General features: G+C 66.7%; 23 protein-coding genes. 12 read left to right on the forward strand and 11 right to left on the reverse strand.

Annotated elements, in window-relative coordinates; translation table 11 throughout:
• Positions 1–2: 2 nt before the first annotated feature.
• From dut to argB, 3 genes are read left to right on the forward strand one after another with little or no spacing between them, the layout of a single operon-like run.
• Entirely contained in the window at positions 3–458 is a 456-nt protein-coding gene (gene dut / locus AC4OR5_RS25080; protein ID WP_058160289.1) for a dUTP diphosphatase, read from the forward strand.
• A 36-nt stretch (positions 459–494) separates the two neighbouring features.
• On the forward strand, positions 495–3,101 hold the full coding sequence (locus AC4OR5_RS25085; RefSeq protein WP_023101723.1) for a phosphomannomutase/phosphoglucomutase: 2,607 nt from the start codon (positions 495–497) through the stop codon (positions 3,099–3,101).
• A gap of 16 nt (positions 3,102–3,117) precedes the next feature.
• Complete coding sequence (argB, locus tag AC4OR5_RS25090) at positions 3,118–4,023, forward strand: acetylglutamate kinase (protein WP_003096572.1); 906 nt, start codon at positions 3,118–3,120, stop codon at positions 4,021–4,023.
• Between the two features lie 44 nt (positions 4,024–4,067).
• Here the strand turns inward: argB and sphR are convergent, their stop codons facing one another.
• Positions 4,068–5,135, reverse strand: coding sequence for an AraC family transcriptional regulator SphR (gene sphR / locus AC4OR5_RS25095; protein ID WP_058160288.1), 1,068 nt, complete (start codon positions 5,133–5,135; stop codon positions 4,068–4,070).
• Between the two features lie 225 nt (positions 5,136–5,360).
• Here sphR and AC4OR5_RS25100 point away from each other — a divergent pair, with 225 nt between their 5' ends.
• Positions 5,361–6,311, forward strand: coding sequence for a SphA family protein (locus AC4OR5_RS25100; RefSeq protein ID WP_003096575.1), 951 nt, complete (start codon positions 5,361–5,363; stop codon positions 6,309–6,311).
• A 70-nt stretch (positions 6,312–6,381) separates the two neighbouring features.
• Here the strand turns inward: AC4OR5_RS25100 and AC4OR5_RS25105 are convergent, their stop codons facing one another.
• The 3 genes from AC4OR5_RS25105 to AC4OR5_RS25115 all read right to left on the reverse strand — a co-directional run bounded on the left by AC4OR5_RS25105 (position 6,382) and on the right by AC4OR5_RS25115 (position 9,468).
• Positions 6,382–7,590, reverse strand: a complete 1,209-nt coding sequence (locus tag AC4OR5_RS25105; RefSeq protein WP_079992422.1) for a DSD1 family PLP-dependent enzyme — start codon at positions 7,588–7,590, stop codon at positions 6,382–6,384.
• Positions 7,591–7,672: 82 nt separating this feature from the next.
• Complete coding sequence (locus tag AC4OR5_RS25110) at positions 7,673–9,001, reverse strand: D-arabinono-1,4-lactone oxidase (protein ID WP_003142007.1); 1,329 nt, start codon at positions 8,999–9,001, stop codon at positions 7,673–7,675.
• A 77-nt stretch (positions 9,002–9,078) separates the two neighbouring features.
• The gene (locus AC4OR5_RS25115; RefSeq protein ID WP_003098306.1) at positions 9,079–9,468 is read right to left on the reverse strand and encodes a c-type cytochrome; all 390 of its coding nucleotides are present in this window, start codon (positions 9,466–9,468) and stop codon (positions 9,079–9,081) included.
• 173 nt (positions 9,469–9,641) lie between these two features.
• On the opposite strand from AC4OR5_RS25115, the gene AC4OR5_RS25120 reads away from it, so the two are divergent.
• Positions 9,642–10,106, forward strand: coding sequence for an acyl-CoA thioesterase (locus AC4OR5_RS25120; RefSeq protein ID WP_003096582.1), 465 nt, complete (start codon positions 9,642–9,644; stop codon positions 10,104–10,106).
• Here AC4OR5_RS25120 and AC4OR5_RS25125 read toward each other — a convergent pair.
• Positions 10,086–10,703: a hypothetical protein gene (locus AC4OR5_RS25125; RefSeq protein WP_003136264.1), complete on the reverse strand. Its 618-nt coding sequence runs from the start codon at positions 10,701–10,703 to the stop codon at positions 10,086–10,088. The genes AC4OR5_RS25120 and AC4OR5_RS25125 overlap by 21 nt on opposite strands.
• Before the next feature lie 20 nt (positions 10,704–10,723).
• Positions 10,724–11,365, reverse strand: coding sequence for an orotate phosphoribosyltransferase (pyrE, locus tag AC4OR5_RS25130; RefSeq protein ID WP_003096586.1), 642 nt, complete (start codon positions 11,363–11,365; stop codon positions 10,724–10,726).
• Between the two features lie 80 nt (positions 11,366–11,445).
• Between pyrE and crc the strand changes: the two genes are divergently transcribed.
• Entirely contained in the window at positions 11,446–12,225 is a 780-nt protein-coding gene (crc, locus tag AC4OR5_RS25135) for a catabolite repression control protein Crc (protein ID WP_003098313.1), read from the forward strand.
• A gap of 58 nt (positions 12,226–12,283) precedes the next feature.
• On the opposite strand, the gene AC4OR5_RS25140 is transcribed toward crc, so the two are convergent.
• Positions 12,284–12,655 carry a DUF4870 domain-containing protein gene (locus tag AC4OR5_RS25140; RefSeq protein ID WP_003096590.1) on the reverse strand — a complete coding sequence of 124 codons (372 nt, stop codon included), beginning with the start codon at positions 12,653–12,655 and terminating at the stop codon, positions 12,284–12,286.
• Between the two features lie 46 nt (positions 12,656–12,701).
• Positions 12,702–13,421: a ribonuclease PH gene (gene rph, locus AC4OR5_RS25145; protein WP_003096595.1), complete on the reverse strand. Its 720-nt coding sequence runs from the start codon at positions 13,419–13,421 to the stop codon at positions 12,702–12,704.
• A gap of 181 nt (positions 13,422–13,602) precedes the next feature.
• Here rph and AC4OR5_RS25150 point away from each other — a divergent pair, with 181 nt between their 5' ends.
• The 6 genes from AC4OR5_RS25150 (at position 13,603) to AC4OR5_RS25175 (ending at position 18,890) form a co-directional block, all read left to right on the forward strand.
• A complete protein-coding gene (locus AC4OR5_RS25150) occupies positions 13,603–14,466 on the forward strand; it encodes a YicC/YloC family endoribonuclease (protein WP_003098315.1) in 864 nt (287 codons plus the stop codon).
• A gap of 58 nt (positions 14,467–14,524) precedes the next feature.
• Complete coding sequence (gmk, locus tag AC4OR5_RS25155; RefSeq protein WP_003098317.1) at positions 14,525–15,136, forward strand: guanylate kinase; 612 nt, start codon at positions 14,525–14,527, stop codon at positions 15,134–15,136.
• A gap of 88 nt (positions 15,137–15,224) precedes the next feature.
• On the forward strand, positions 15,225–15,491 hold the full coding sequence (gene rpoZ, locus AC4OR5_RS25160; protein ID WP_003096602.1) for a DNA-directed RNA polymerase subunit omega: 267 nt from the start codon (positions 15,225–15,227) through the stop codon (positions 15,489–15,491).
• Positions 15,492–15,556: 65 nt separating this feature from the next.
• Complete coding sequence (gene spoT / locus AC4OR5_RS25165) at positions 15,557–17,662, forward strand: bifunctional GTP diphosphokinase/guanosine-3',5'-bis pyrophosphate 3'-pyrophosphohydrolase (protein ID WP_003096603.1); 2,106 nt, start codon at positions 15,557–15,559, stop codon at positions 17,660–17,662.
• A 61-nt stretch (positions 17,663–17,723) separates the two neighbouring features.
• Positions 17,724–18,104 carry a RidA family protein gene (locus tag AC4OR5_RS25170; protein ID WP_003096609.1) on the forward strand — a complete coding sequence of 127 codons (381 nt, stop codon included), beginning with the start codon at positions 17,724–17,726 and terminating at the stop codon, positions 18,102–18,104.
• Positions 18,105–18,158: 54 nt separating this feature from the next.
• Positions 18,159–18,890, forward strand: coding sequence for a hypothetical protein (locus AC4OR5_RS25175; RefSeq protein ID WP_043107957.1), 732 nt, complete (start codon positions 18,159–18,161; stop codon positions 18,888–18,890).
• Between the two features lie 6 nt (positions 18,891–18,896).
• Here the strand turns inward: AC4OR5_RS25175 and AC4OR5_RS25180 are convergent, their stop codons facing one another.
• The 3 genes from AC4OR5_RS25180 to AC4OR5_RS25190 all read right to left on the reverse strand — a co-directional run bounded on the left by AC4OR5_RS25180 (position 18,897) and on the right by AC4OR5_RS25190 (position 21,235).
• On the reverse strand, positions 18,897–19,517 hold the full coding sequence (locus AC4OR5_RS25180) for a LysE family translocator (RefSeq protein ID WP_003096613.1): 621 nt from the start codon (positions 19,515–19,517) through the stop codon (positions 18,897–18,899).
• 66 nt (positions 19,518–19,583) lie between these two features.
• On the reverse strand, positions 19,584–20,384 hold the full coding sequence (locus AC4OR5_RS25185; protein WP_058160286.1) for an AraC family transcriptional regulator: 801 nt from the start codon (positions 20,382–20,384) through the stop codon (positions 19,584–19,586).
• Positions 20,384–21,235: an SDR family oxidoreductase gene (locus AC4OR5_RS25190; protein WP_003096618.1), complete on the reverse strand. Its 852-nt coding sequence runs from the start codon at positions 21,233–21,235 to the stop codon at positions 20,384–20,386. The genes AC4OR5_RS25185 and AC4OR5_RS25190 overlap by 1 nt, the downstream gene beginning before the upstream one ends.
• Positions 21,236–21,298 lie beyond the last annotated feature (63 nt).

A 21,298-nucleotide genomic window follows, 5' to 3' on the forward strand; every position in this document is an offset into this window, starting at 1 on the left:
TGATGCACTCTCTCCAAGCCAAGATCCTCGACCCCCGCCTGGGCTCCGACTTCCCGCTCCCGCAGTACGCCACGCCGGGCTCGGCCGGCCTCGACCTGCGCGCCATGCTCAAGGAAGACACCATCCTCGGCCCGGGCCAGACCCTGCTGATTCCCACCGGCCTGTCCATCTACATCGCCGATCCCGGCCTCGCCGCCCTGGTCCTGCCGCGCTCCGGCCTGGGCCACAAGCACGGCATCGTGCTGGGCAACCTGGTCGGCCTGATCGACTCGGACTACCAGGGCGAGCTGATGGTGTCCTGCTGGAACCGCGGCGAGTCGCCGTTCACCATCGCCGTCGGCGAGCGCATCGCGCAGTTGGTACTGGTGCCGGTGGTGCAGGCGCATTTCGAGCTGGTCGAGCAGTTCGACGAAAGCCAGCGCGGCGCCGGCGGCTTCGGCCATTCCGGCAGCCACTGACCCCGAACACAGGACGAGACGCCGAGGAGACGCGGCATGAAGCTTTTCCAGCGCACCGCCAAGGATGGGAACGAGTTGGGCGACCTGCTCGAACCGGAAAAGAAGCCGCTCAAGGCAGCGTCCGAACGCGCTGACGGCAAGGACCTGCTGCCCGGCATAGGCGCCAGCCTGCTGGGTGTGGCGGCCGCCGGCGCCCTGCTCTGGTTCGGCGTCTTCGGCGGCGCCGGCGAAGCGCAGCAGCGCCAGTTGGACGCGGCCTGGGCCGAAGGCCAGGCCGGCGCCTTGCGCCAGGCCTTGCAGCAACTCGCCGCCGACACCCGCGCCGCCGCGGCCAGCCCCCTCGCCCTCGAAGCCCTGCAAAGTGGCGACGCCGCCCGCATCGAGGCCGCCCAGCGCAGCCTGCTGGCCTGGGACGGCGTGGTCGATGCCCACCTGAACGCGCCCGGCCAGGCCGCCCAGGACAACGACAGCCCCGGCCCGGTCAGCTTCGCCGCCCTGGATATCCTGCACCGGGTGGAAAGTGGCCAGAACGTCGCCGCCGAAGCCTACAAGGTCGGCCAGCGCTGGCTGCTGTACAGCGCCGCGCCGGTGCGCAGCGCCGACCAGAGCCTGCAAGGCACGCTGCTGCTGGCGGTCGACCTGCAACGGCTACTGCGCGCCCTGCCGCCCTTGCCGGGCGATGCCGGCCAGGTGCAACTGGTCCAGCAGTTCTCCGGCGCACCGGCCCAGGTGCTGCTGCAACGCGGTACGCCGGCGCCGGGCAAGGGTGCGCAAGCGCTGGACAGCGGCAATCCGAACTGGAAACTGAACTACACGCCCGGCAGCGTCGCCTCGACCCAGGCCTCGCCGCTGCTGCTGGCACTCGCGGCGCTGCTGGCCCTGCTCGGCGGCATCCTCGGCGCCTACCTCACCCGTTCGTCGCTGTTGCGCCGCCTGCACCAGGATGTCCTGACCCTCGGTCAGTATCTTCAGGAACTCGGCGGGCAACGCACTGCCAAACCCCCTGTGCCTAGCCTGCCGGGCTTCGCCCCGCTGATCCAGGCATTGGCCCGCCAGCCGCGGCGCAAGCCGGAGCCGACCAGCGCGCCCAGCCCTGCCAAGGCAGCGCCGGTGGCGCCGGTGGCGGTGGCGAAAGCGCCTCCTCGCGAGGAGCCGGCATTGGCAGATCCGTTGTTCCAGAACACCGACATTCTGGATATCGACATTCTCGATGAAGACCAGGACCTCCTGGGATTGGAGCAAACCCCCATCATGAGCACTGCAAAAGCACCGACGCTGCCCGCCAGCATCTTCCGCGCCTACGACATCCGCGGCGTGGTAGGCGATACCCTCACCGCCGAGACCGCCTACTGGATCGGTCGCGCCATCGGCTCGGAAAGCCTCGCCCGCGGCGAACCGTGCGTCGCTGTCGGCCGCGATGGCCGCCTGTCCGGTCCCGAACTGGTCAAGCAGCTGATCCAGGGCCTGGTGGACTGCGGTTGCCAGGTCAGCGACGTGGGCATGGTGCCTACCCCGGTGCTGTACTACGCGGCCAACGTGCTCGAGGGCAAGTCCGGGGTGATGCTGACCGGCAGCCACAACCCGCCGGACTACAACGGCTTCAAGATCGTGGTCGCCGGCGAAACCCTGGCCAACGAGCAGATCCAGGCCCTGCGCGAGCGCATCGAGAAAAACGACCTGGCATCCGGCGTCGGCAGCGTAGAGCAGGTCGACATCCTGCCGCGCTACTTCAAGCAGATCCGCGACGACATCGCCATGGCCAAGCCGATGAAGGTGGTGGTCGACTGCGGCAACGGCGTGGCCGGGGTGATCGCCCCGCAGCTGATCGAGGCCCTGGGCTGCAGCGTGATCCCGCTGTACTGCGAGGTCGACGGCAACTTCCCGAACCACCATCCGGACCCGGGCAAGCCGGAGAACCTGAAGGACCTGATCGCCAAGGTCAAGGCCGAGAACGCCGACCTGGGCCTGGCCTTCGACGGCGACGGCGACCGCGTCGGCGTGGTCACCAATACCGGTACCATCATCTATCCGGACCGCCTGCTGATGCTGTTCGCCAAGGACGTGGTCTCGCGCAACCCGGGGGCCGACATCATCTTCGACGTCAAGTGCACCCGCCGCCTGATCGCCCTGATCAGCGGCTACGGCGGCCGTCCGGTGATGTGGAAGACCGGCCACTCGCTGATCAAGAGGAAGATGAAGGAAACCGGCGCCCTGCTGGCCGGCGAGATGAGCGGCCACGTGTTCTTCAAGGAGCGCTGGTTCGGCTTCGACGATGGCATCTACAGCGCCGCCCGCCTGCTGGAAATCCTCAGCCAGGACCAGCGTGACAGCGAGCACGTGTTCTCGGCCTTCCCGAGCGACATTTCCACCCCGGAAATCAACATCACCGTCACCGAGGACAGCAAGTTCGCCATCATCGAGGCGCTGCAACGCGACGCCCAATGGGGCGAAGGCAACATCACCACCCTCGACGGCGTGCGGGTCGACTACCCCAAAGGCTGGGGCCTGGTACGCGCCTCCAACACCACTCCCGTGCTGGTCCTGCGCTTCGAAGCGGACACCGAGGAAGAGCTGGAGCGCATCAAGACCGTCTTCCGTAACCAACTGAAGGCAGTGGATTCCTCGCTGCCCGTGCCCTTCTGACATGTCGGAGCTCCCCATGACCCTGAGTCGCGATGACGCCGCCCAGGTTGCCAAGGTCCTTTCCGAGGCCCTGCCCTACATCCGCCGCTTCGTCGGCAAGACGCTGGTGATCAAGTACGGCGGCAACGCCATGGAGAGCGAGGAGCTGAAGGCCGGCTTCGCCCGCGACGTGGTGCTGATGAAAGCGGTCGGCATCAACCCGGTGGTGGTGCATGGCGGCGGCCCGCAGATCGGCGACCTGCTCAAGCGCCTGTCGATCGAGAGCCACTTCATCGACGGCATGCGCGTCACCGATGCGGCGACCATGGACGTGGTGGAGATGGTCCTCGGCGGCCAGGTGAACAAGGACATCGTCAACCTGATCAACCGCCACGGCGGCAGCGCCATCGGCCTGACCGGCAAGGACGCCGAGTTGATCCGTGCGAAGAAGCTCACCGTGACCCGCCAGACCCCGGAGATGACCAAGCCGGAGATCATCGACATCGGCCATGTGGGCGAAGTCACCGGGGTCAACGTCGGGCTGCTGAACATGCTGGTCAAGGGCGACTTCATTCCGGTGATCGCGCCGATCGGCGTGGGCAGCAACGGCGAGTCCTACAACATCAACGCCGACCTGGTGGCCGGCAAGGTGGCGGAAGCGCTGAAGGCCGAGAAACTGATGCTGCTGACCAACATCGCCGGCCTGATGGACAAGCAGGGCCAGGTGCTGACCGGGCTGTCCACCGAACAGGTCAACGAGCTGATCGCCGACGGCACCATCTACGGCGGCATGCTGCCGAAGATCCGTTGCGCCCTGGAAGCGGTACAGGGCGGCGTGACCAGCGCGCACATCATCGATGGCCGGGTGCCGAACGCCGTGCTGCTGGAAATCTTCACCGACAGCGGCGTCGGCACCCTGATCAGCAACCGCAAGCGTCACTGATCGCCCGGCCATGGCGCGCTCCGGCGCGCCATGGCGGTTCTCCCTTAGCGTCGCGCGGCCAGCGCGAAGGCCTGCTCCAGCGGGGCACCCTCGCTGCGGAAGGTCGCCGGGCTCACTCCCGTCCAACGCTTGAACGCGCGCCTGAAACTGCGGATATCACGGTATCCCACTTCCTCGGTGATACGTTCGATGGACATCCCGGGGTTGCCCAGCAGGCTCATCGCCCGCCCTCGCCGCACCTGCTCCAGCAACGCCTCGAAGGTCAGCCCGTGCTCGGCCAGCCGGCGCCGCAGGGTGCGGCTGCTCATGTTCAGTTCGGCGGAAATCCTTTCGATCTGGCTGCCCAGGCTGAGGTCGCGGGCGATGGCCCGTTCCACCGCCTGGACCAGGTCGAGTTTCCGGTGCACCTGGGTGCTTTCCTGCTCCAGCAGGGCCAGCGCCTGGCGTAACGCCGGCAGGTTGTGGTTGGGCAGGCGCATGTCCAGCCAGTGGCTGGCGATCGCCATGCGGTTGTGCAGGCAGCCGAAGCGTACCTGGGGGCCCAGCAGGCGCAGGTACTCGCCCGCGTAGGGCGGAGCGGCATGGATGAGTTCGATGCCCAGCGGTTCGAACGCCGGACTGACCAGGGCACGCCCATACACCAGCAGGCTGGCGAAGAACTCCTCGATGGCGAACACCTGCACCTCACTGCTGGGCAGGTGGCATTCGACCTCGACGAAGAAGGTTTCGCCCTGCTGGTAGACGCTGGAGGTGACGATCCCGCCCGAGCTGTGCTGGTAGCGCACGCCGATGTCGAACGCGTCGCGCAGGGTACGGCACAGCGACAGCACATGGCCCAGCAGGCCAAGGGTGCCGAGCACGTTCTGGTGTCCGACCCACAGCCCCAGCCCCCGCTCCGGCAGGGCCTGGAGGGCACGCTGGATCATGCTCACGGCCTGGCGGTAGGAGATGCGCTGGGTAGGGTCCTGCAGGTCTTCGACGGTGAAGCCCAGGCCCCGGCACAGCCGCGCGGGATCGACGCCATGGCCTTCGACCACCTCGGCCAGCGTCTGCAGCAGGAAGGTGGATACCTGGGCGAGTTCGTAGTGCGCATCGGCGGCATTGTTGTGCATGGGCGAAATCCTGAGCCGGTCTCGGCTTCGTTCTTGTTCTGGCGGTGGATCGCGACATGGGATGAGCGTCCCATCATATAGCGTTCCGCACAGATGTAACAAAGCATTGCACGGTGTCCGCAAATCCCCCCCTCGCTGACCGTCAATGCCCTGCCTCGGCCTGTCGATAGGGCTTATTCCTATGCCGTACCCCGAGCCATGCCAAACAATAATAAGAGCCCGCCCATGAATCCGACCCACCCCCGCAGGCCCCTGCGCCTGGCCGCCTGCGTCACCCTCGCCTTCAGCTGCTGCACCCACGCCAGCGAAGGCGGCGTGGACAACATAGGTCCAGGAACCGACGGTTTCTTCACCCTGCCACTGGACGTCGACAACCTCCCGGACCACATGTTCGCCTTCAACGTCTACTACAACCACTACGAAGCCAGGAAGCTGAACATCAGCTCCTTCGGCGGCAAGGTGTCCGACGTGAAGATCAGCTCGGATGCGATCATCCCTCGCCTGGACTACCTGAGCCCGCTGCGGATCTTCGGCGGGCGCCTGGGCGGCTACATCGCCCAGCCCTATATCCGCCAACGGGTGGCCGCGTTCGGCCTGAGCGACGAACGGGAAAGCATGGGTGACACCACCTTCGCGCCGATCATCCTCTGGGACATGGGCAAGGACTTGACCCTGGCCGCCGCCGTGGAGGTCACCGTGCCCACCGGCAAGTACGATGCCGAGCGGCTGGCCAACACCAGCAACAACTTCTACACCTACAAGCCGCTGTTCTCCTTCACCTGGCTGCCCACCGAACGCACCGAGCTGTCGCTGAAGGCCACCTACAGCTTCAACATGGAAAACCACGACACCGACTATCGCTCGGGGCAGATCTTCCATTTCGACTATTCCGCCAGCTACCGGGTGACCGACAACCTGCGCCTCGGCCTGAACGGCTACTACCTCAAGCAGACCACCGACGACAAACAGAACGGCGAGACCGTACGGGTGTTCGGTTTCGGCGAGGAAGTCGACGATGGCGTACGCGGCCAGGTCTTCGCCATCGGCCCGGCCGTGCACCTGACCTTCCTCAAGTACGCCAGCGCGGAGATCCGCTGGGCCAAGGAATTCGACGTGGAGAACCGCCCCGAAGGCGACATGCTCTGGGCCAAGCTGACCATTCCGTTCGAACTCTGAGGCATCGGAACGAAGCGGCAGCCCGGTATCCGCGGGCTGCCGCCATCGACGAGGAAAAGCGCCAGGCGCCCTAGGCGTAAACCGGCCAGCGCTCGACGATCCGCCCGCCGCGCAGCGCCAGCAGGTCGCCGAATTGCAGCAGCACCGACTCGCTCTGGGTCGGCCGCAGGAAGACCTGGTCGTCCACCTCCAGGCCCACCGAAGGCGAGCCGTTGACCATTTCCTGGTTCGAGCTGCGCCCGTAGATGCCGTTGCTGCGCAGTCCCTCGGGCGAGGCGAAGTCGGCCATCCAGTTGCCGCCGTAGATGAAGAAGGTGCCGCGCTGGTTGGGGTCCCACCAGGAAAACAGCCGCGACTTGCCGTCCAGCGCCGGGATCTGCACCGCGCCGGTGCTCTTGAGTACCGGCGTGGCGATGTAGACGGCCGGCACATGCTCGGCCAGGGACGCCAGGTCGTAGTGGCTCGGCTTGAGCATGGCGGTGCCCACCGAGACCTCGCTGCTCAGCGTTTCCTTCTCGTGCATGCGATAGCTGGGGCTGCCGGCGGTATTCAGGGTCAGCTGTGGCGTCCACAGCGCGGCGAAGCGCTGGCGGGCGAAGTCGACATGTCCCTGGTAGAGCGCCATGACCTTGGCGAACAGCTCTTCGGGCGAACCGAGGATGCCCGGCACACCCATTCCGACGAAGGGGTCGTAGCCCATGAAGCCGGCGAACTCCAGGTGCTGCGGATGCGCCGCGATCAGCGCCAGCAATTCACCCAGCACGGCCTGGTCGGCCACCCCGCCGCGATGCAGGCCGACGTCCAGTTCGATGTTGACGCGCATCCGGGTCCCCAGCCCCTGGGCCAGCGCCAGGTACTGACGCAAGCGCTGCGGCGTATCGATCAGCCATTGCAACTGCCGCGCCGGGTCGAACGCGCCCTTGTGCTCGCGGTAGAACAGTTCCGCCGAACGCACCGGCAACGGCTTGCCAAGGAGGATGTCGGCATCCGGAAAAGCGACTGCGTCGTGGTTGAGGAACGGTTGGTGGAAGGACATCAGCCGCCGGGTGCCGGCGCGCCTGGCGATGTACGCCAGCAGGCCGGGCGAGGGCAGCGACTTCTCCACCAGCCGCAGATGCTTGCCGCCGCGGCGGACCGAACGCATCACCACATCGATGTTGTGGTCCAGGCGATCGAGGTCGATGAGCAGCACCGGGCACATCGGGCCATTGGCCTTGAGTTCGCGGTTCAGCGCGCGGAAATAGTCGTCGTACGGCCCGCCACGGTCGGCGGGACGCATCCAAGCGGCAGTTCCCGCCAGCAGCGCGCCGGCCCCGAGGCCGGCGAACATGAACTTGCGTCGATTCACGGCGTCGCTCCTTTCAGGTCACGCCCAGGATGGAAGAGAGGTGCGCATTGAGGAACCGCCCGCGGGGATCCAGCGCCTGGCGCACCTCGGCGAACGCCTTCCAGCGCGGATAGAGCCCCTGCAGCTGGTGCGCGTTGAGGCCATGCAGCTTGCCCCAGTGCGGACGCCCGGCGTATTTCCAGAAGATCGGCTCCACCGCGGCGAAGAAGTTGTGGTGGTCCATGCTGTAGTGCTGATGCACGGAAATGGAACAACTGTCGCGGCCCTCGAACATGCTCAGGGGAATGTCGTCGGCCTTCACGTAGCGGTACTCGATGGGAAACCAGGTGCGCAGGTCCTTGTCGCGGATCAGCGCAAGAATCTCCCGCAGGCAGGCGGGGCCATGCTCGGCGGGGACCGAATACTCCATCTCGTTGAAGCGCACGTTGCGCACGTTGGCGTAGACCGCATAGGAATCGTCGACCCGCTCGTCGAAGCGGGCGAAATGGCGCAGGCTGTTGAGCAGGGTGCGGCGGGTCTCCGGGAAGTCGCTGAGGTACTTGTCGAGACCTTCGATCAGGCCGACGAACTCGTTGCCGCCTTCCTTCGCCGGGTCCAGGGGCGGGGTCTTCGGCTCGTCGGTCTCGTTGAGAGCGATCGACAGGGCGTAGTCGGAGTGGGTCACCACCAGCATCTCCCAGTGCTGGTTCTCGCGCGTGTTCTTCTCCACGTCCTCCAGCAATTCCTCGGTCCGGGCGATCCACTGCCGTTCACGCAGGCGGTAGGCCGCGCGGTTCTGCAGGCGCACCCGGGTCACGACGCCCAGCGCCCCCAGCGAGACCCGCGCGGCATCGAACACCTCCACGTTGCGCTTGGCGTCGCACTCGAGCACCTCGCCGCTCGCGGTGACCAGTTGCAGACCGCGAACCTGGGCGGAATAGGAACCGAAGCCGACCCCGGTGCCATGGGTGGAAGTAGCGATGGCGCCGGCCAGGGTCTGGTAATCGATGTCGGCCATGTTCACCAGCGCCTGGCCGATCTCCTTGAGCGGAGCGCCCATCTGCGACATCGGCGTACCGCCGCCGAACTCGGCCTGGAGGGTCGCGCTGTCGTGGCTGAGCAAGCCGCTGAAGTAGGCGAGTGAGAGCAGGGTGCCGTCGGTCGGGACCAACGCGCTGAACGAATGGCCGGAGCCCACCGGGCGGATCCTGCCGGACGCCTGGCGGATGACCCGGACCAGTTCGTCGAGGTCTTTCGGTGCCTCCCGCGCCAGGGGCAGGCAGCTTTGCGCGCCGGACCAGTTGCGCCAGGGAATCAGGCGCGGTGCGCGGAGCAACTCCGCCAGCGCGGGGTTTCCCACCATGGCGGCGAACGCACCGAGCGCTCCCGCCCGTTGCAGGAGCTGGCGTCGCGACAGATGACTTGGCATGCCGGTATCCCCTATCGGTCCTGCGCTGCGGACATGAAATCGATCAAAGCCCGGAACTGCTCTTCCGAGCACTGCATGCACATGCCCATGGGCGGCATGCCCTTGTAGCCGTTGATGCTGTGGTCCAGCAGGGTGTCGATGCCCTGCGCCAGGCGTGGCGCCCAGGCAGCGGCATCGCCGGTCAGCGGCGCGCCGGAGGCGGGATTGGCGTGACAGAGCTTGCAACTTGCGGAATACACCTGCGCCAACGCAGGGTCCGCAGGGACACGCTGGGAATCGGCGGCCCGCGCCGGCGGCTCCGTGGATTCTCCGCAGGCCACCAGCATCAGGCCCAGGGCAAGCAGCAACCCCGGGCGGCAAAGGCGCGAGTTGCCCGGTCCGGGGCGGAGCGTGGACGACATGGTGTTCCTCTCTCGTTGCGCACGGCGTGCGTTCTCGTCGAACAACACTAAGGCCGCGACGCCCCGAGGATGAGGGCAATGCGGGCCAGCGACGGGGGGTTCTGCGGCCAGCCCTTTCGCACCGCGCGATGGCGGTCTAGAGTCGATGTCTGCAGCAGCGTCGAGGAGCCGGCATGAGCAGCGCAGCACAGCGCCAGAACTACACCTTCTTCCATTCCCTGCGGGTTCGCTGGGCGGAGGTCGATCCGCAGGGCATCGTCTTCAACGGCAACTACCTGACCTATCTAGACGTCGCCACCACCGAGTACTACCGCCAGCTCGGCATGTCCTACCCGGCCGACCTGCTGCGCGGCGGAGGCGACCTGTTCGCGGTGAAGAGCACCCTGGAATACCGCGCCCCGGCGCATTTCGACGACTGGCTGGACATCGGCACCCGCGTGGCGCGGCTGGGGCGCAGCAGCCTGGTTTTCGAGCTGGGCATCTGGCGCGACGAGCAGTTGCTCACCGTCGGCGAGCTGGTCTACGTCTATGCGGATGCGAACGAGCGACAGAGCCAGCCCGTACCGGACTGGCTGCGCGAGAAGATCAGGGCGTTCGAGCGACAGTCGCCAGTGGAATCAGGGACTCACGCCGAGTAGCTGGGAGAGCCGCGCGCGGTCGGCGGCATAGGTTCTTTCCGCCTCTTCGCGGGCCTTCTGGAAGCGCCCGATCTCACCCTGCAGGCGCTTTTCCTCCTGCTTGAGATCGTCCAGCTGGTCCACCAGCGCCTGCGCCACCGGACGTCCGGCACGCTCCTGGTTGGCCGCCTGGCCTTGCAGGTTGGCCTGTTGAAGCTTGAGCGACTGCAGGTTGCCGCGCGCCACGCTGCTCAGCCCGTCCAGTTCCGCCAGGCGCCGTTCGCGAGCGCGGTCGACGTCCTCGAGGCTGGAATACAGGCGCAGCAACTGCGCATCGGAACTGGCCTGGGCCTGGGCCGCCTTGCGCTGCCGCAGTTCCTCGGCGGTCGGTGCCGGCGGTACGGTGCGGATCACCCGGCCCTGGTCGTTGAGGACCTGGTAGCCCTTGCCGATGTACTGCGGCGGCACACCCTGGCGGTCGAGCACCACCACGCCCTTGTCGTTGACGTAGCGGTAAAGCTCCACCGCTCCGCCCGGCGCCGCCTGGGCGCCGAAGGAAAGCCCCTGGAGCACCAGCCCCAGGGCCATCAGGCAACGCATTACATCCTGTCCGACCATGCCAGTCCCTTGTGAAAGGTTCAGATACCGTATTGGGCGCGATAGGCCTCTACCGCCGGCAGATGCTTCTTCAGTTCAGCATCTTCGGCAAGATATTCCAGCACCTGCTCCAGGGAAACGATGCTCACCACCGGCATGCCGAAGTCGCGCTCGACCTCCTGGATCGCCGACAGCTCGCCCTTGCCACGCTCCTGGCGGTTCAGCGCGATCAGTACGCCCGCGGCCCTGGCGCCCTGGGCGTCGATGATCTGCATCACTTCGCGGATCGCGGTGCCGGCGGTGATCACGTCGTCGATGATCAGCACCCGGCCGCTCAGCGGCGCGCCGACCAGCGTGCCGCCTTCGCCGTGGTCCTTGGCTTCCTTGCGGTTGAAGCACCAGGGCAGATCGCGCTGGTGCTGCTCGGCGAGGGCCACCGCGGTGGTGGCGGCCAGGGGAATGCCCTTGTAGGCCGGTCCGAACAGGACGTCGAAGTCGATTCCGCTGTCGATCACCGCCTCGGCGTAGAAGCGTCCCAGGCGGGCCAGCGCCAGGCCGCTGTCGAACAGGCCGGCATTGAAGAAATAGGGGCTGGTGCGCCCGGACTTGAGGGTGAACTCACCGAAGCGCAGAACCCCGCGCTCGATGGCGAAACGAATGAAATCGCGCTGATACGCCTGCATGAATGACACCAAGCCGCATGAATTTAGCTAAACCGTTTGAGCTCGGGTATCATACACGCACGTGATTTTGGGGGCCATTTATGCGGATCATCAGTGTGAACGTGAATGGTATTCAGGCTGCGGCCGAGCGCGGTTTGCTCAGTTGGCTGCAAGCACAGAATGCCGACGTGATCTGCTTGCAGGACACCCGAGCCTCCGCCTTCGATCTGGATGACCCGTCCTTCCAACTGGACGGCTACTTCCTTTATGCCTGCGATGCCGAGCTACCCGAACAGGGCGGTGTCGCACTCTACAGCCGTTTGCAGCCCAAAGCTGTGATCAGCGGCTTAGGTTTCGAAACGGCCGATCGTTACGGGCGCTACCTGCAAGCCGACTTCGACAAGGTGAGTATCGCCACCCTGCTGCTGCCTTCCGGGCAGAGCGGAGACGAGAGCTTGAACCAGAAATTCAAGTTCATGGACGACTTCACCCATTACTTGAGCAAGCAGCGTCGCAAGCGCCGCGAATACATCTACTGCGGCTCGCTGTACGTCGCCCATCAGAAGATGGACGTGAAGAACTGGCGCGAATGCCAGCAGATGCCGGGCTTCCTCGCGCCCGAACGGGCCTGGCTGGACGAAGTGTTCGGCAACCTCGGCTATGCCGACGCCCTGCGCGAAGTCAGCCGCGAAGGCGACCAGTTCAGCTGGTGGCCGGACAGCGAACAGGCCGAGATGCTCAACCTCGGCTGGCGCTTCGACTACCAGGTGCTGACCCCCGGCCTGCGCCGCTTCGTGCGCAACGCCAAGCTGCCGCGCCAGCCGCGCTTCTCCCAGCATGCGCCGCTGATCGTCGACTACGACTGGCAGTTGAGCATCTGAGCCCTGTCAGACACGAAAAAGCCGGCGCATGCGCCGGCTTTTCTATTCCACGTGCGGCCTACTTGATCAGCCGCAGGCAGAACGGATAGCGATAGGCCTTGCCTTCGTTGGCCTTGATGCCGGCGATGATGGTCAACACCAGCGCTGCCAGGCAGACCAGGCCGAGCAGGAAGAAGCCGATCACCACCAGCATCAGCAGGAAGCTGACGAACATCGCCAGCGCCACGGTGATCTGGAAGTTCAGCGCTTCCTTGCCCTGGGCGTCGACGAACGGATCGCTCTCGCGCTTGAGTTGCCAGACGATCAGCGGCCCGAGCAGGCTGCCGAAGGGAAACACCAGGCCGATGAACGCCGCGAAATGGCAGAACATCGCCCATTGCCGGGCTTCCTGGCCGGGGGTCGCGGCGACCTCTTCGGATACATCGTTCATGTGGCGCTCCTTCTCCGGGGCCCGGCAGGCAGTGCCGGGCGTCTGCTCATTCGGCCAGCGCGGCGCGCTGAAGTTCGAACAGCTCCTGCATGCCCTGCTGGGCCAGTTCGAGCATGGCGTTCAGCTCGGCGGGACGGAACGGCGCGCCTTCGGCGGTTCCCTGCACCTCGATGAAGCCGCCGGCATCGGTCATCACTACGTTCAGGTCGGTTTCCGCGGCGGAATCCTCCAGGTAGTCCAGGTCGAGGACCGGCACGCCCTGGTAGATGCCCACGGAAACGGCGGCGACCATCTGCTTCAGCGGGTTGCCCTTGAGCGCGCCACGCTTCTTCAGCACCGCCAGGGCGTCGATCAGCGCCACGGTGGCGCCGGTGATCGAGGCGGTGCGGGTGCCGCCGTCGGCCTGGATCACGTCGCAGTCGATGTACAGGGTGTTCTCGCCGAGCTTGCTGAGGTCCAGCGCCGCTCGCAGGGAACGGCCGATCAGGCGCTGGATCTCCAGGGTACGACCGCCCTGCTTGCCGCGGCTGGCCTCGCGCTGGTTACGCTCGCCGGTGGAGCGCGGCAGCATGCCGTACTCGGCGGTCAGCCAACCCTGGCCCTGGCCCTTGAGGAAGCGCGGCACCCCGGACTCGGCGCTGACGGTGCAGATCACCTTGGTATCGCCGAACTCGACCAGCACCGAACCTTCTGCGTGCTTGGTGTAATGGCGGGTGATGCGGATCGGGCGCAGCTGGTCGGCGGCACGGCCACTGGGACGATTCATCGTGGATATCCTGTACTGAGAAAGCGGAATTGGCCGCCATTATAGAGGCCAGCCCGGGCTCTCAACCACCGTCGGCGTGCGGGCCCCGCCGGACGTGGGTTACAATGCCCGGCTCGAATCACGGCAGCCGCGCGCGTCCGGCGCCGAACGCACTCCCCCACACGACTATCGAGGTAGACCCATGGTGCACAGCATGACCGCCTTCGCCCGCGTCGAGCAGGCCGGTACCCACGGCACCCTGAGCTGGGAGCTGCGCTCGGTCAACCACCGTTACCTGGAGCCCCACCTGCGCCTGCCCGACGCCTTCCGCGACCTCGAGGGCGCGGTGCGCGAGGCGCTGCGCCAGGGCCTGTCGCGTGGCAAGGTGGAATGCACCCTGCGCTTCGCCGAGGAAACCGCCGGCAAGAGCCTGCAGGTCGACCAGGAGCGCGCCCGCCAACTGGTCGCCGCCGCCGAAGGCGTAGCCGCCCTGATCCGCCAGCCGGCGCCGCTCGATCCGCTCGCCGTGCTGGCCTGGCCCGGCGTACTGGTGGCCGACTCGGCCGATCCGCAGGCGCTCAACGCCGCCGCCCTGGAAGCCTTCGGCCAGGCCCTGGAGCAACTCAAGGCCGGCCGCTCGCGCGAAGGCCTGGAGCTGGCGAAGCTGCTCAACGATCGGCTCGACGCGATGCTGGTGGAAGTCGGCAACCTGCGCGAACTGGTGCCGACGATGCTGGCCAACCAGCGGCAGAAGATCCTCGACCGCTTCGCCGAACTCAAGGCCGAACTCGATCCGCAGCGCCTGGAGCAGGAACTGGTCCTGCTGGCGCAGAAGAGCGATGTCGCCGAGGAGCTGGACCGCCTCGCCACCCACGTCGGCGAGGTCCGCCGGGTCCTCAAGGCCGGCGGCGCCGCCGGTCGGCGCCTGGACTTCCTGATGCAGGAACTCAACCGGGAAGCCAACACTCTAGGCTCCAAGGCGTTCGACCCGCGCTCGACCCAGGCGGCGGTCAACCTCAAGGTCCTGATCGAGCAGATGCGCGAGCAGGTCCAGAACATCGAATGACCCGCGGGCGCCTCCGCCCGATCTCTTTCCAACCCGTACGAAGCACCAGGAACACCTCATGTCCGGCACCCTGTACATCGTTTCCGCTCCCTCCGGCGCCGGCAAGACCAGCCTGGTGAAGGCCCTGCTCGACGCCGCCCCCGAGGTCCGCGTGTCCGTCTCCCATACCACCCGCGGCATGCGTCCGGGCGAGGTGGACGGGGTCAACTACCACTTCACCAGCCGCGAGGAATTCCTCGCCATGCTCGAGCGCAACGAGTTCCTCGAGCATGCCGAAGTCTTCGGCAACCTCTACGGCACCTCGCAGCGCTGGGTCGAGAAAACCCTCGCCGAAGGCCTCGACCTGATCCTCGAGATCGACTGGCAGGGCGCCCAGCAGGTGCGCCGGCTGATGCCCGAGGCCCAATCGATCTTCATCCTCCCGCCGAGCCAGGAAGCCCTGCGCCAGCGCCTGACCAACCGCGGCCAGGACAGCGACGAGGTGATCGAGCGGCGCATGCGCGAAGCCGTCAGCGAAATGAGCCACTACGTGGAGTACGATCACCTGGTGATCAACGACGATTTCGCCCACGCCCTGGACGACCTCAAGGCGATCTTCCGCGCCCGCCAGTTGCGCCAGGACGCCCAGCAGCAACGCCACGCCGAACTGCTCGGTCGTCTGCTCGCCTAAATCGGCTCTTCCATAAAGATTGGCGATTTTTTAGACTATTCAGTCCGCCCGGCAAACGTCGGGCTCACTTTTCGTTACGAGGAACACCATGGCCCGCGTCACCGTTGAAGACTGCCTGGACAACGTCGATAACCGTTTCGAGCTGGTCATGCTCGCCACCAAGCGCGCCCGTCAGCTGGCTACCGGCGGCAAGGAGCCGAAAGTGGCCTGGGAAAACGACAAGCCGACCGTCGTCGCCCTGCGCGAGATCGCTTCCGGCCTGGTCGATGAGAACGTCGTCCAGCAGGAAGACATCGTCGAGGACGAACCGCTGTTCGCAGCGTTCGACGACGAGGCCAACACCGAGGCCCTGTAAGCCATGGCCTCGGCTCGACGTCGCCTGCGAGCGCCGCAACCCGCCTACGGGCAGGGGGTGAACCCTTGCCGGGCATAGACGCCTTCGCCGACAGACTGTCGAGCTACCTCGGGCCGGACCAGGTCAACCTGGTCCGCCGCGCCTACTACTACGCCGAGCAGGCCCACGACGGGCAACGCCGCCGCAGCGGCGAACCGTACGTGACCCACCCGCTGGCGGTCTCCAACATCCTCGCCGACATGCACATGGACCATCAGAGCCTGATGGCCGCGATGCTGCACGACGTGATCGAGGACACCGGCATCGCCAAGGAAGCGCTCACCGCGCAGTTCGGCGAGACGGTTTCGGAACTGGTCGACGGGGTCAGCAAGCTGACCCAGATGAACTTCGAGACCAAGGCCGAGGCCCAGGCCGAGAACTTCCAGAAGATGGCCATGGCCATGGCCCGCGATATCCGCGTGATCCTGGTCAAGCTGGCCGACCGCCTGCACAACATGCGCACCCTCGAGGTGCTGTCCGGCGAGAAGCGCCGGCGCATCGCCAAGGAAACCCTGGAAATCTACGCGCCCATCGCCAACCGCCTGGGCATGCACACCATGCGCGTGGAGTTCGAGGACCTCGGTTTCAAGGCCATGCACCCGATGCGCGCCGAGCGCATCCGCCAGGCGGTGAAGAAGGCCCGCGGCAACCGCCGCGAGATCGTCGGCAAGATCCAGGAGTCGCTGGTCAACTGCCTCGCCCGCGAAGGCATGGAAGGCCAGGTGATCGGCCGCGAGAAGCACCTCTACAGCATCTACCAGAAGATGCGCGGCAAGCGTAAGGCGTTCAACGAGATCATGGACGTCTACGCCTTCCGCATCATCGTCGACAAGGTCGATACCTGCTATCGCGTACTGGGCGCCGTGCACAGCCTGTACAAGCCGTTCCCCGGACGCTTCAAGGACTACATCGCGATTCCCAAGGCCAACGGCTACCAGTCGCTGCATACCACCCTGTTCGGCATGCACGGGGTGCCCATCGAGATCCAGATCCGTACCCGCGAGATGGAGGAGATGGCCAACCACGGGATCGCCGCGCACTGGCTGTACAAGTCCAACGACGAGACGCCCAAGGGCACCCATGCCCGCGCCCGGCAATGGGTGAAGGGCGTGCTGGAACTGCAGCAGCGCGCCGGCAACTCGCTGGAATTCATCGAGAACGTGAAGATCGACCTGTTCCCGGACGAGGTCTACGTGTTCACGCCCAAGGGCCGCATCATGGAACTGCCCAAGGGTTCCACCGCGGTCGACTTCGCCTACGCGGTGCACACCGACGTCGGCAACAGTTGCATCGCCTGCCGCATCAACCGTCGCCTGGCGCCGCTCTCCGAGCCGTTGCAGAGCGGCCAGACGGTGGAAATCGTCACCGCCCCGGGCGCCCGGCCGAACCCGGCCTGGCTGAGCTTCGTGGTCACCGGCAAGGCGCGCACCCATATCCGCCATGCGCTCAAGCTGCAACGCCGCTCCGAGTCGATCAACCTCGGCGAGCGCCTGCTGAACAAGACCCTCACCGGCTTCGACAGCCACCTCGAGAAGATTCCCCAGGAACGCATCCAGGCCGTGCTCGCCGAGTACCGCATGGAAGTCTTCGAGGACCTGCTGGAAGAGATCGGCCTGGGCAACCGCATGGCCTACGTGGTCGCCCGCCGCCTGCTGTCCAGCGAGGGCGAGGAAGCGCCGAGCGCCGAGGGTCCGCTGGCGATCCGCGGCACCGAAGGCCTGGTCCTGAGCTACGCCAAGTGCTGCACGCCGATTCCCGGCGACCCGATCGTCGGCCACCTGTCCGCCGGCAAGGGCATGGTGGTGCACCTGGAAAGCTGCAAGAACATCAGCGAAGTACGCCACAACCCGGAAAAATGCATCCAGCTCAGCTGGGCCAAGGATGTCACCGGCGAATTCAATGTCGAACTGCGCGTCGAGCTGGAGCACCAGCGTGGCCTGATCGCCCTGCTCGCCACCAGCGTCAACGCGGCCGACGGCAACATCGAGAAGATCAGCATGGACGAGCGCGACGGTCGCATCAGCGTGGTCCAGCTGGTCGTCAGCGTGCACGATCGCGTCCACCTGGCCCGCGTCATCAAGAAGCTGCGCGCCCTCAAGGGAGTGATCCGGATCACCCGCCTGCGCAGCTGACCCACTTTTTCCTGTGTCATCCGGCGCCCCCGCGCCCACTCGATTTCAGCAAGGAGTTCCCATGACCAAGACCGTTATCCACACCGACAACGCCCCGGCCGCCATCGGCACCTACTCCCAGGCCATCAAGGCCGGCAATACCGTCTACGTGTCCGGGCAGATCCCGCTGGACCCGAAGACCATGGAACTGGTGGAAGGCTTCGAGGAGCAGACCGTCCAGGTGTTCGAGAACCTCAAGGCGGTGATCGAGGCTTCCGGCGGCTACCTGCACGACGTCGCCAAGCTGAACATCTTCCTCACCGACCTGTCGCACTTCGCCAAGGTCAACGAGATCATGGGCCGCTACTTCACCCAGCCCTACCCGGCGCGCGCCGCCATCGGCGTGGCCGCCCTGCCGAAGGGCGCACAGGTGGAAATGGACGCCATCGTCGTCCTCGAGTAAGCCGGATGTTCGCGACGGGGCCCAAGGCCCCGTCGCTCTGCATGGAGTAGCACGATGCGCCGCGTGATTTTCCTCGCCGCAGCCGCCACCCTGCTGGCCGGCTGCGCCGGCACGGCCGATCCGTCCGGCACCTGGATCAACCAGGCCGCGATCGACGCCGCGAGCAAGGACGGCAAGCTGCGCGAGGCCCTGCTCGCCTATGGCCCGAACCTGGAGTGGAAGCTCGACAGCAAGGCAGGCGAAGCCACCTTCAGCAACGGCTTCGAACTGGGCGAAGGGACCCTGAGCAAGAGCGATGACGAGCACTGGAAGGTCGCCTTCTATGGCGACGACAACCAGGAGAGCCTCGAACTGGACGGCAAGGAGCTGATCCAGCAGGCCAGCGCCAACGGCCCGGAACAGCGTTTCCGCCGTCTCGACCCGCAACCCGCGGCCAACAGCCCTGCCGGCAGCGGTTTCGAGCGGGCCTTGTACGGCAGCTATCTGAAAGGCAGCTGGAAGATCCGCGAAGGCCAGGGCCAGGGCGGCAAGGTCGAGTTCCAGGCCAATGGCCTGGTCAGCGGTCTGCCCGGCGCCGAACGCTACGCGCTGTGCCTGGCCGGCGATTGCGCAGCGATGAGCGGCGACAACGACAGCATCTGGCTGCAACAAGGCAACCACGGCCGCGAACTGCTGTTCAGCCTCGACGACGACGAGCTGCAACTGTTCGAGGCGGTCAACACCGCCGGCGCCAACGAGATGCCCAGCTACGTGCCCGGCAAGCGCGTCTGGCTGCTGGAGCGCTGACGCCTCTCAGAGGGCGGCCAGCACCAGCCAGCCGCCCAGCGCCAGCAGCAGGACGCCGCACAGCCGGTCCAGCGCACCTACCCGCCGTTGCAACCAGCCGCGCCAGCGCGGCCTGTCCAGCAGGCGAACCAGCGCCATGTCCCAGCACAGCACCGCCAGGCTCATCCACGCCAGGCACAGGGCCAGCGCCCAGCCCGGCAGGCTGAAGCGCGCCAGCACGCCGAACAGCCCCGCATAGAAGATCGGCAGCTTGGGATTCAGGCTGCTCGCCAGCAGGCCGTCGCGCAGCCCGCGCAGATAGCCGCCGCGGGACGGGACGTCGCGCTGCGCCGGCATTTCCAGTCGCCTCTGCGCAAGCAGCGCCTGGCCCGCCAGCCAGAGGAAGTACAGTCCGCCGAGCGCCTGCAGCCAGCGCAAGGCGCTGTGCGCCGAGTCCGGCACGCTGGCCAGCAGGCCGAGCACCAGCAGCATGCTCAGGAGGTTGGCCAGGGCGATGCCGGCGGCCACCCCGTCGGCCTGGCGCCGGCCGCGCAGCAGGGCGGCGCGCACCAACAGGAAGAAGTCCGGCCCCGGCGACAGCAGGGCAGCGAAATGGGTACTGGCGACAAGGACGAACGCGGCGAACATGAAGGCCCCTCGAAACGCGAAGGCCTCCAGTCTGTGCAGCGCGGCGGGCGCCGTATTGGAAAAAACTCAGGTCTTGGCGCTGCGCCGGAACTGCCCCGGAGTGACCCCGGTGAAACGCCGGAAGGTCGTGGAGAAGTGCGCCTGGTCGTAGAAGCCGAGGTGCTGGGCGAGTTCCGCCAGCGGCCGTTCTTCCAGCAACAGGCGCTTGGCCTGGTGCACCCGGCATTGCAGTTGGTAGGTATGCGGCGGCACGCCGTAGGCACGCCGGAAAGCCTCGATCAGGTGGCGCGGGTGGCGCTGCAGCAACTGCGCCAGTTGGTCCAGACCGAGCGCCTCGGTGGCATGCGCTTCCAGGTAATCGCGCAGGCGTGCGGTGGTTCCGCCGTCGCGGGGCGCCGCGGCCGCCGGGCGCAAGCCGCCGTGGCGCACGAAGACCTGTTCGAGCAAGGCCAGCAGGCGGCTTTCCAACCCCAATGCGTCGCTGCGCTGGAAGTCCTCGGCCAGTCGCGCCAGGCCAACCGCCACGCTGCCGTCGTCGGCCGGGTTCAGTTCGCCGAAGCCGCGCGGCAATTGTTTGCGGCCGAGCAGGCCGAGCAGGCGCGTTTCCTCGACATAGAGCATCCGGTAGACCAGCCGCTCGGATTCGGCGTGCCCGGTATGCGGCTCTTCCGGGTTCATCAGCGACAGGGTGCCGGCCGGCAGCGCATGGCGCCGCCCGCGGCACTGGTAGCCGCCGACGCCGTGGAGGATCGAGCCGATGGCGAAGGCCGAATGGCTGTGGCGGCCGAACGCCTGGCCGGAGAAGTCCGCATGGAACAGCTCCACGCCAGGCAGCCAGGGACGCGCCAACAACCGGTTGGCAGCCATCAGGCGTCCCCGAGCACCGCCGCATAGCCCTCGCGGTAGCTCGGATAGCGCGGCACCCAGCCGAGCGCCCGGGCGCGGCGGTTGCTGCAACGCTTGCTGCCGGCGCGGCGTACCGAATGTTCGTCAGCCCATTGGCTGACACCCAGGCGCTGGCGCAGGTAGTCGACCACCTCGTGCATCGCCACGGGCGCGTCGTCGACACCGATGTAGCAGTCCTCCAGCGCCTGGCCGCCGGCATCGGCGCGCAACAGGAAGGCCAGCAGCCCGGCCGCATCGTCGGCGTGGATCCGGTTGGCATACAGCGGCGGCTCGCTGACCACCCGGTAACCCTGGCGCACCTGGTTGAGCAGCCATTCCCGCCCCGGACCGTAGATGCCGGCCAGGCGCACGCGGGTAGCCGGTATCCCGCTGTCCAGCGCGACCTGCTCGGCGTCGAGCATGATCCGTCCGGAATAGGCCTGGGAAAGCGCCGGCGACTCCTCGTCGATCCAGCCGCCATCGGTCTGCGCGTAGACCCCGGTGCTGGAGACGAACAGCAGGCGCCTGGGCCGCTGGCCGTGGGCCTGCAACCAGCCCAGCACATGGCGCAGGCCGTCGACGTAGGCGGCACGGTAGCCAGCCTCGTCGTGCTGACTGGCGGCGGCGCTGTACACCAGGTAGTCGAGCGGCTCGCTCGGCCACTGCGCGGGACACTCCGGAGCCTGCAGATCGCCAGCCACCGGCAGGATCCCCTGCGGCAAGGCGTCCACCGAGCGACGCAGGCCATGGACCCGCCAGCCATCGGCCAGCAGTGCCTCGCCGAGGCGCCCGCCGACATCGCCGCAGCCGGCGATCATCACTGTTTGCGACATGAAGCCGTCTCCTTCCTACAACAAGGCGGGCAGTGTAGGCGTCGAATCGTCTGCAATGCACGC

Source organism: Pseudomonas sp. YA1 (assembly GCF_058680555.1).

Bases quoted from the DNA above. Each gene is read 5' to 3' on its own strand.
- dut (WP_058160289.1), top strand. From the start codon at position 3: ATGCACTCTCTCCAAGCCAAGATCCTCGACCCCCGCCTGGGCTCCGAC.
- AC4OR5_RS25085 (WP_023101723.1), top strand. From the start codon at position 495: ATGAAGCTTTTCCAGCGCACCGCCAAGGATGGGAACGAGTTGGGCGAC.
- argB (WP_003096572.1), top strand. From the start codon at position 3,118: ATGACCCTGAGTCGCGATGACGCCGCCCAGGTTGCCAAGGTCCTTTCC.
- sphR (WP_058160288.1), bottom strand. From the start codon at position 5,135: ATGCACAACAATGCCGCCGATGCGCACTACGAACTCGCCCAGGTATCC.
- AC4OR5_RS25100 (WP_003096575.1), top strand. From the start codon at position 5,361: ATGAATCCGACCCACCCCCGCAGGCCCCTGCGCCTGGCCGCCTGCGTC.
- AC4OR5_RS25105 (WP_079992422.1), bottom strand. From the start codon at position 7,590: ATGCGTCCCGCCGACCGTGGCGGGCCGTACGACGACTATTTCCGCGCG.
- AC4OR5_RS25110 (WP_003142007.1), bottom strand. From the start codon at position 9,001: ATGGTGGGAAACCCCGCGCTGGCGGAGTTGCTCCGCGCACCGCGCCTG.
- AC4OR5_RS25115 (WP_003098306.1), bottom strand. From the start codon at position 9,468: ATGTCGTCCACGCTCCGCCCCGGACCGGGCAACTCGCGCCTTTGCCGC.
- AC4OR5_RS25120 (WP_003096582.1), top strand. From the start codon at position 9,642: ATGAGCAGCGCAGCACAGCGCCAGAACTACACCTTCTTCCATTCCCTG.
- AC4OR5_RS25125 (WP_003136264.1), bottom strand. From the start codon at position 10,703: ATGGTCGGACAGGATGTAATGCGTTGCCTGATGGCCCTGGGGCTGGTG.
- pyrE (WP_003096586.1), bottom strand. From the start codon at position 11,365: ATGCAGGCGTATCAGCGCGATTTCATTCGTTTCGCCATCGAGCGCGGG.
- crc (WP_003098313.1), top strand. From the start codon at position 11,446: ATGCGGATCATCAGTGTGAACGTGAATGGTATTCAGGCTGCGGCCGAG.
- AC4OR5_RS25140 (WP_003096590.1), bottom strand. From the start codon at position 12,655: ATGAACGATGTATCCGAAGAGGTCGCCGCGACCCCCGGCCAGGAAGCC.
- rph (WP_003096595.1), bottom strand. From the start codon at position 13,421: ATGAATCGTCCCAGTGGCCGTGCCGCCGACCAGCTGCGCCCGATCCGC.
- AC4OR5_RS25150 (WP_003098315.1), top strand. From the start codon at position 13,603: ATGGTGCACAGCATGACCGCCTTCGCCCGCGTCGAGCAGGCCGGTACC.
- gmk (WP_003098317.1), top strand. From the start codon at position 14,525: ATGTCCGGCACCCTGTACATCGTTTCCGCTCCCTCCGGCGCCGGCAAG.
- rpoZ (WP_003096602.1), top strand. From the start codon at position 15,225: ATGGCCCGCGTCACCGTTGAAGACTGCCTGGACAACGTCGATAACCGT.
- AC4OR5_RS25170 (WP_003096609.1), top strand. From the start codon at position 17,724: ATGACCAAGACCGTTATCCACACCGACAACGCCCCGGCCGCCATCGGC.
- AC4OR5_RS25175 (WP_043107957.1), top strand. From the start codon at position 18,159: ATGCGCCGCGTGATTTTCCTCGCCGCAGCCGCCACCCTGCTGGCCGGC.
- AC4OR5_RS25180 (WP_003096613.1), bottom strand. From the start codon at position 19,517: ATGTTCGCCGCGTTCGTCCTTGTCGCCAGTACCCATTTCGCTGCCCTG.
- AC4OR5_RS25185 (WP_058160286.1), bottom strand. From the start codon at position 20,384: ATGGCTGCCAACCGGTTGTTGGCGCGTCCCTGGCTGCCTGGCGTGGAG.
- AC4OR5_RS25190 (WP_003096618.1), bottom strand. From the start codon at position 21,235: ATGTCGCAAACAGTGATGATCGCCGGCTGCGGCGATGTCGGCGGGCGC.